The 8,015-nt window shown below is 69.6% G+C and carries 5 protein-coding genes; all 5 read right to left on the bottom strand.

Annotated elements, in window-relative coordinates; genetic code table 11:
- Positions 1 to 45: 45 nt before the first annotated feature.
- The 5 genes from LNV08_RS22290 to LNV08_RS22270 all read right to left on the bottom strand — a co-directional run bounded on the left by LNV08_RS22290 (position 46) and on the right by LNV08_RS22270 (position 7,689).
- Positions 46 to 894, bottom strand: a complete 849-nt coding sequence (locus LNV08_RS22290; RefSeq protein WP_263535952.1) for an efflux RND transporter periplasmic adaptor subunit — start codon at positions 892 to 894, stop codon at positions 46 to 48.
- 4 nt (positions 895 to 898) lie between these two features.
- Positions 899 to 2,890, bottom strand: coding sequence for a hypothetical protein (locus LNV08_RS22285; RefSeq protein WP_263535951.1), 1,992 nt, complete (start codon positions 2,888 to 2,890; stop codon positions 899 to 901).
- Between the two features lie 2 nt (positions 2,891 to 2,892).
- Positions 2,893 to 5,076, bottom strand: a complete 2,184-nt coding sequence (locus tag LNV08_RS22280) for an efflux RND transporter periplasmic adaptor subunit (protein WP_263535950.1) — start codon at positions 5,074 to 5,076, stop codon at positions 2,893 to 2,895.
- Between the two features lie 6 nt (positions 5,077 to 5,082).
- Positions 5,083 to 6,978 (bottom strand): efflux RND transporter periplasmic adaptor subunit, encoded by a 1,896-nt coding sequence (locus tag LNV08_RS22275; RefSeq protein ID WP_263535949.1) that lies wholly within the window; start codon positions 6,976 to 6,978, stop codon positions 5,083 to 5,085.
- An 84-nt stretch (positions 6,979 to 7,062) separates the two neighbouring features.
- Entirely contained in the window at positions 7,063 to 7,689 is a 627-nt protein-coding gene (locus tag LNV08_RS22270) for a cohesin domain-containing protein (protein WP_263535948.1), read from the bottom strand.
- Between the last annotated feature and the right edge of the window lie 326 nt (positions 7,690 to 8,015).

The following is an 8,015-nucleotide window of genomic DNA, read 5'->3' as shown; positions in this document are numbered from 1 at the left end:
ATGAAGGGATCTGGCGTAAAACTTGGCTAGGGCATGCCCGCTGCGTCACGTGGGCGGCTTGGGCCTGACGCGCCGCGCCGGGTTGGAGACCAGGGCGGGCACATCGGCGAACTCGACCTTGCAATGGATGCCGGCCGGAATCGTCAAATTCGGGTTGGCCACTTCGAGCCGGGTGCCGAAGGTGCCGGAGGCGGCGTCGAGCACGCGGTCGATCACCTTGACCGTGCCGACCGTCACCAGCTTGACGGCCCCGTCGGCGCGGATCGTCGCCTTCTGGCCGATCTTGATGAAGCCGTAGACCTCGGCGGGCAGGATGGCTTCGGCGTGCAGCGTCACGATATCAGCCACGCGCAGGATGGGCTTCTTGCTCTCGGCCGGGTCGGCCATCTCGCCGGGATTCATATTGCGCTCGGTGACCACCCCGCTGACCGGGCTCCTCAGCACGCGCAGGCGGATCAGCTCGTCATTGCGCTTGACCTCGAGCTGGGCTAGGCGGTGGTTGTCGCGCGCGTCCTGCAGCTCGCTTTCGGCCAGCTTTTTCTCGGTCGCCGATTCATCGCGGTCCTGCTTGGAGATGAAGTTGTCACGCACCAGGTTATCGCGGCGAACGAGCTTCATCGTCGCGTACGCGAGCCGGCTCTCGCCCGAGCGCAAGGCCCCCTCCATCGTCGCGCGGTGCTTGGCCACGTCGAGCGCGGCACGCTCCGCGCCGGAGTCCAGCTCGACCAGCACTTGGCCCTGGCGCACGAACTGGCCGCGGTCGGTGTTGACCCGCTCGATCAGCCCGGTCCCCGGGGTGCGCAGCTCGACCGTCTGGCGCGGCTCCAGCACGCAGTCGAATTCCGCGGCCTGGGCGGCGGCGCTGACAAGGATCAAGACAAGGGCTTTGGACATGGCATCACTCGGGCTGACCGGCAAAGGCCAGCAAGCGGTCGGTTTCACGTTCCTGCGCCAGCGTGTGGCGCCGGATCTCGGCATGGTGGGCTTCGGCCGCCTGCTGGGCGACCCGGCGCAGCAGGGCGGCGGTCCAGCCCGGCAGTTCGGCGGCTTCAGAAAAACGTTGGCTCAGCCAGGTGGCCAGGCGCGGCGCATGGCTGACGAACAGCTCGTCGGCCAGCGACACCAGGCATTCGTAACTGCCCGGATCGCCCTGACGCCCGGCGCGGCCGAACAGCTGACGGTCGATGCGGGTGGAGTCATGGAATTCGGTCAGGATCACATGCAGGCCGCCGGCGGCGCGGACCTCGGCGTCGAGCTCGATGTCGGTGCCGCGGCCGGCCATATTGGTCGCCACCGTCACCTGGCCCGCGCGCCCGGCAGCGGCGATGACGCTGGCCTCGTCGGCGTCCTGCTTGGCGTTGAGCACCGTGTGGCGCAGACCGGCCTGCGCGCACAGCGCGGCGATGCGCTCGGACGCCGCCACCGAGCGCGTGCCGATCAGCACCGCCCGGCCGCGCGCGGTCTCACGCTGGGCGGCGGCCAGCACCGCCGCGTCACGAGCGCCGCTGGCCGCGAACAGATGCGTGCCGAGCGAGCGCCGCTGAACCGGCCGGTGCGTCGGGATGCGCACCACCGCCACGCCCAGCACCGACTTCAGCTCGCCGGCCACCTCGGTCAAGGTGCCGCTCATGCCGCCGACGCGCAGATAGCGGCGGAACATCCGCTGGTAGGTGATGCGGGCGGTGGTCTCGCGCGCCTCGCTGGGCGCGAGCCCTTCCTTGCGCTCGATCAGCTGCTGCAGGCCGCCCTCCCAGGAGCGGTCGGGCATCACGCGGCCGGTGTACTCGTCGACGATCTGCACCTTGCTGTCGACCACGATGTAATGCCGGTCGCGCTGGTAGCAATGCAGGGCGTTGAGCGCCTGCTCGATCAGCCGCTCGCGCTCGACCCGCGCGGCGGGCAGCGCCGATTCATAGACGGCGGCGACGGCGCTGCGCCCGGCCTCGGTCAGCAGCACATGGCGCTCGCGTGGGCGCAGCAGGCCGTGGAGGCCGAGTTCGAGCCGGCTGGCCAGGGCCAGGGCGGCGTCGCAGCGGCGCACCGGGTCGATGCCCACCGCGCCGCGCGTGATGATCAGCGGCGTGCGGGCCTCGTCGATGAAGATGCTGTCGGCCTCGTCGATCACCGCGAACCAGAGGCCGCGCATCGTCGCTTGCGCGGCCTTGCTGCGCCCCGGCAATGCAGCGACCGCCGAGCGCGCGCCGAGCCGCCCGGCCAGCACCTCGATGCGGTCGCGCAGATAGTCGAAGGTCAGGTCCTTGTTGACGCAGTAGGCGACGTCGCAGCGGTAGGCGACGGCCCGCTCCGGCGGCTGCTGTTCGGGCAGCACACGGCCCACCCGCAGGCCGAAAAATTCATAGACCGGCTCGAGGGTGGCGGCATCGCGGGCGGCCAGATAGTCGTTGACGGTGACCACATGGACGGGCACCCCGGCCAGCGCCATCGTCACGGCCGGCAGCAGGGCCGTCAGCGTCTTGCCCTCGCCGGTCTGCATCTCGGCCATCGCCCCGGCCAGCATCACCCGTCCCCCCATCAGCTGCGCCGGGAAGTGGCGCTTGCCGAGTTGCCGGCCGGCGACCTCGCGGACCAGCGCAAAGCTGTCGGCCACATGGCGGGCCAGCAGACCCTCGGCCCGCAGCGCCTGGGCGACCGCCTGCGCGCGCTGGCGCAGCGCCGCATCGTCGAGCGGCAGCAGCGCCGCCTCACGCGCCAGCACGGCCTTGGCGAAGCGCCTGAGCTGCCAGCGCGGCAGCACCGAGGCGGCCACGGCGAAGCGCCCGGCCAGATCGAGCAGCCAGCGGTCAAAGCCGTTCTGCCGCGACTCCTGCGCCTCGACCCAGGGCGCAGCGCCGAGACCGGCGGGCTGGAGGGCGAGTGCGCGGCGCAGCATCTTTACAGCGCCAGTTGAGTGAGCAACAACTGCCGCAGCCGCCGCAGCAGCTGGCTGCCCATCGGCTCGGCGGCGTGGACGAAATGCACATGGGCGCGTTCGCCGATCTGGGCCGCGGCAGCCTCGGCCGGCAGCAGCAAATCGAACTGGAAGACCCGGTTCAGCGCGCGCGGATGGCTGCTGTCGCGCGCGTCGACCGCGATCAGGCCGCCGCCATCGAGCGCCAAGGCCATGGCCGGCATGCCGTCGTCCCCGGCCGGCACTTCGCGCAGCACGGTGGCGGGCCAGACGCGGCCCAGGTCGCCGGACAGCCTCACCTCGACGCGCAGCAGCTGGGCGCGCACCAGGTCGATATCGTCCTGCGGCACGACCACCCGCACGGTCGGCGCATCGCCGGTGACGATATGGCCGAACAGCTCGCCCTTTTTCAGCCAGCGGCCGGGCAGGTCTTCGGCGCGCGGCAGCTCGATGCGGCCATCGCGGCGCACCGCCACATCGAGCCGGGCCAGGCTGGCCTCGGCATGGGCATATTCGTCGCTGGCACGCTGCCAATCCTGCTGCTGGACGGCCAGCGCCACACGGCCATGGCCGGGCTGCTCGGCCGCACTGCCGCTGCGCAGACCGGCCAGGGTCGTCAGATAGCCCAGGCGCTGCTTGTCGTCACGAGCGGCGGCCGCGCCCAGCTCGGTGTCGAGCTTGTCATTGCTCAGCCTGACGGCCAGTTGCCCGGCCAGCACCGCATCGCCCGGCTTGACGGCCACCACGCTGACCAGGCCCGGCTCTGCCGCGCGCAGATGCGCGTTCTCGGCCGGCCAGACAACGCCTTGCGCGTAGACGGTCAACGGCGCGGGCAGGCCGAACACCCCCACGGCCAGCAGCGCCACCGCGAGGCCGCTGACGGCATAGGGCCGCGCGCGCCGCCCGGCGATCTCCTGGCTGCTCCACAGATAGCGCAGCCCCTTCAGCAGCGGCCAGACCAGCAGCATGATCAGCCCCCAGACGCCGACGGCCAGGCCGACGTACAGGTATTCATGGCCCAGGAAGAGCGCGATGCCGACGGTGATGCTGACCCGATAGGCCAGCGACAGCGGCGCGTAGAGCGCCATCCAGCGCCGCTCGCCGGGCGTGGCGTGCGGTGGCTGGGCCTGCGTCAGGCCGAACGCATGGCGGCGCAGCCAGAACATCCAGAGCTGGTTGGCGCGCTGGGCCAGATTGGGCGTTTCGATCAGGTCGCAGAGCACGAAATAACCGTCGTAGCGCAGCAGCGGATTGCCGTTGAACAGCAGGGTCGAGACGCCGCCGATCAGCATCACGTCATAGGCCAGCGCGTGCACGATGCCCGGCTCCACCGCCAGCCAGACATAGAGCGCCAGTGCCGCCAGCAGCAGCTCCATCAACATGCCGGCCGCCGCCACCAGCGCGCGGCTGCGCTTGTCGGCAAAGGCGCTGCTGCCCGAGGCATCGACGTAGGGCACGGGCGCGAAGACGAGGAACATCAGGCCCATGTCATGCACCGCCGCCCCGCCCCATTTGGCGGCGTAGGCATGGGCCATCTCGTGCAGCGCCTTGACGACCGGGTAGACGAAGAACAGGCTCAGCAGATTGCCGGCGCTGAGCAGCTTGTCGCTGACGTTGTGGGTCAGCGCCGTCCAGTGCAGGCCCGCCAGGACCAGCGCGGGCAGGGTCAGCGCCAGCCAGAGCAGCACGCCCGCCGGGCTGAACAGCCAGCGGACTGCCGGCAGCGTGCGGGCGAGGAAGGGATCGGGGTCCCACAGCCGCAGGCGGATCGACAGCGGGTTCATCAGGCTGCGCTTCCAGGCCTCGCCGCGCTGGCGGTCGCGACGGCGCAGCAGATCGTCCAGATCGGGCACCACATCGCTGAGCAGGGCATCGGTTTCGTGCAGCTGCGCAAGCAGGCCGATCAGCTCGTCCTGCGGCGGCGCGGCCGCGCCCAGACGCAGCACCGCGTCATCCCACAAGGCCTGCACCGTGCGCCGGCCATCCATCCGCGAGACCACATGCCAGGCGGCCGGAGTCAGCCGCAGGCTGCGCTGGTTGACGGTGTCGATCAACACATACCAGGCCACGCCACGGTACAGCTGGCGCTGCGCCTGCATATGGCCGGCGAGCCGGGGCCGCACGGACGCCACGCGATACCAGTTGCCGGAGTGGTAGTCCAGGCTCATCGCGTGCTAGGGCAGATAGCGCCAGGTGGTGATGCGCAGCCAGTCGACGAAACGGTGCGTCCAGATCCACAGCAGCGGGTGCTGCTCGGTCGCGTCGATCTTGCCCACACCCTCCATGCCGGGGCGCAGGCGCTGGTCCTTCGTTGTGGTGCTGTTGGCGGCGGGGGCGATATCGGCCTCGACGCGGAACATGTTCTGGCCGTCCTCGACGCCGGCCACCGACACATGGCGCACGGTGAAGGCCAGCGGCTCGCCCGCCATGCCCGAGAGCACGAGGTGGCCGCCCTGGCCGGGTGCGACCGCGCGCACATCGCGCTCGTCGACCTTCAGCGCGACGCGGAAACCGGTCAGCGGGGCCAGCTCGAACAAAGTCTTGCCCTGCTCGATCGGCGCGCCGATCTGCTGCGACAGGTCGCCGCTGACCAGCACGCCATCGAACGGCGCTTCGATGCGCGTGCGCAGCAGCCGCTCCTCGACCTGGCCCAGCCGCGCGTCCGTCTCGGCCACCTGGGCGGACAGCACGGCCAGCTCGGCCCGGTCGTGGCGGCTCAGCGCGTCGTCGCGCTTCTTCTCGGCCTGCGACAGCTCGGCGTTCAGGCGCTGCTGCTCCAGCTTCAGATCACGGTCGTCCAGCCGCGCCAGCAGGGTGCCGCGCGTGACGGTCTGACCGGCACGGGCCGGGGCCTCAACGATGAAGCCTTCGAAGGGCGCAGCGATCACGCGCTGCACCTGGCCCTCGAGTGCGGCACGGGCCGGCACGCGGTAGGTCGTCGGGATCAGGCTGATCGCCGCCAGCACCAGCAGCGCGGCGACGCTCGCCACCGCAAAGCCCGGCCGGCGCGGATCGCGTAAACCCGCCCAGCCACGCTGCAGCGCCGCCGGCCCTTTGCCCGCCCACCAGCGCGACTGATCGGCTAGCCTCGCAAGCAACGGGGCCAGCACGACGGCCAGCGCCTCGGCCTGGGAGATGAAATCAGCCGTCAGCCGGTCCGGCGGCAGCTGCCAGGTGACGGCCCCGACTGCCCGCGTCCCGGCGACGATGGGCACGGTCAACACCGCCGCCTCGCTGGCCAGGGCGGTGGCCAGCGCGTGGTGGGCGTTGACGATCAGGCCCGGATCGGCCCCGGTGGACGAGGGCCAAGACAGCACGGCACGCTGCTCCACCGCCTCGCTCATCGCCGTCTCGAACTGCACTGCCATGGCGCTGCGGCGCTCGAACCAGGCGGCCTGCGAGAGCGCGGTCAGGCGCAACCGTTTGCCCGTGACCAAGCCGATGGCCACCCGCTCACAGGCGCTGATGCGGGCCAGCTCGGCCGCCATCGCGGCGCAGGCGTCGTCCACCTTGTCGTGTGCGGCCAGCACAGCCAGCATGTCCAGCGCCTGTTGCGAACGGGCCAGGCCGCTGATCTGCGCCTGGGAGAGCCGCTGGCGCTGCAGGGCGTCGATCCAACCCGCCCCCCATTGCAGATCGGCCAGGATGCGGCTGATCGCTTCGGCGCTGGCACGCTGCACGACCAGCACGATCGCGGCGACCAATTTGTCATCGCTGAAGACCGGCGAGGCGAGCACCTGACGGGCCGAGCCGCGCGGGCCATCAGGCAAGGGATGAACGACATCCTGACCCTCGTCCACGCAGCGCTGCGTCGGCCCGGCAAGTTCGGATATATCACCGATGGCGTCTGGCCACATCGCAGCAGGCACTAGTGCGCCGCCGCTGTCGAGTGTCAGCACCAGCGCGCCGGTAAGGCCTGGGGAGCGCGCAATCAACAGCAGCAGCCATTGATACAAGAAGCTTCGCGCATCCGGGGCGGTACGCAGGCTGGCCGTCGTTTGCACCCCTGGCGGGGCCGCAGCGGACACGCCACGTGCTGTGCCGGCGCGTGTTTCAGCGGACGCGATCATCGATCCACCCTCCGGCAGGTCTACAGTGAAATATGCTCGTCGCGAAAGGCGAAGGGACGAGGATTGAGCGAGGTGGCCGGGAGGTCAGCACTGGCGGGCCGCTTCGGGGCTGCGGCGGCGCGCGCCCCACAAGGCCATGCCGCCGACGGCGAGCAGGACCAAGCTCTGTGGCTCGGGCACGGGCGGCGTTGCATCATTGATCACGACCGGCCCGCTGCTGCCGGGACCGAAGGTGTTGCCCACCGACGGGTCACCGTAAGCGCCGGTTCCGGGTAGAAAAATGTTCAACGCCGTGCCAGCACTGCTAGCGGCAAGGGCCTCGAAGGTGATCGAGAACAAGGCGTTGCCCGCCACAGGCTGGCTGCCGGCGAGGAAGCCGACCTGGAACGTACCGGCCGGATCGGGATCGGTAGTGAGGTCGGGGCCGGCGGCAAAACCGTCGGAGAAGATCGCAACCGTGCTGAGGTAGCGCAGCTTGGTGGGGTCGTAGCTGAAGCCGAAGTCGGCGTTGTATAAGCCCAGGCTCGCATCGAGTCCATCGGCCGGGTTGGTGTCGCTGATCGTGAACGTGACGTGCGTGTCACCGACCACCACAGCGCCCGACGGGCCGGTGACCTCGATAGGCGACCCTGAAACTGCCGCGCTGATTGCCAGCGCTGCAACCGCCATGAACATCTGACCTGCCTTGAATACACGATTCGAATTCAACATCGGGACCCCTAAAATATGCCAATAAACTCAGATCCGATGGGATGCTAGGTTATGCCCTTCCAGGCCGCAATGCCCCCCCCCCTAAGTTGGAAGGAGGGTTTCAACTAGGGTTTTCTTGAATTGCCGAGGGCCAGTTTTATTTCGAAACCGAAGCTGGCCGACGTGCCAGCTGACGGCGTGATCAAGCATGCGCGCGCACATGCCCGTCAGTACTTGAGTTCCCGGTCGCCAGTTCCGATCATCGGCGAATCGGCATCGCAGCCCAAATATGGTCAATCCTGTGTCTGGACTTCACCCGTTTCAGTAGACACCTGATAAGGTCGAAC

The sequence above is a fragment of the Paucibacter sp. TC2R-5 genome, assembly GCF_025717605.1.
In the GTDB taxonomy this organism is placed as follows: Bacteria; Pseudomonadota; Gammaproteobacteria; order Burkholderiales; family Burkholderiaceae_C; genus Paucibacter_A; species Paucibacter_A albus.
Note: the sequence above shows the minus strand (reverse complement) of the source record. Positions and strands in the feature narration are given on the sequence as shown.

What these genes read in the sequence shown, in the direction of transcription:
- LNV08_RS22290 (WP_263535952.1), bottom strand. Translation starts at nt 894, where the DNA reads ATGTCCAAAGCCCTTGTCTTGATCCTTGTCAGCGCCGCCGCCCAGGCC.
- LNV08_RS22285 (WP_263535951.1), bottom strand. Translation starts at nt 2,890, where the DNA reads ATGCTGCGCCGCGCACTCGCCCTCCAGCCCGCCGGTCTCGGCGCTGCG.
- LNV08_RS22280 (WP_263535950.1), bottom strand. Translation starts at nt 5,076, where the DNA reads ATGAGCCTGGACTACCACTCCGGCAACTGGTATCGCGTGGCGTCCGTG.
- LNV08_RS22275 (WP_263535949.1), bottom strand. Translation starts at nt 6,978, where the DNA reads ATGATCGCGTCCGCTGAAACACGCGCCGGCACAGCACGTGGCGTGTCC.
- LNV08_RS22270 (WP_263535948.1), bottom strand. Translation starts at nt 7,689, where the DNA reads ATGTTGAATTCGAATCGTGTATTCAAGGCAGGTCAGATGTTCATGGCG.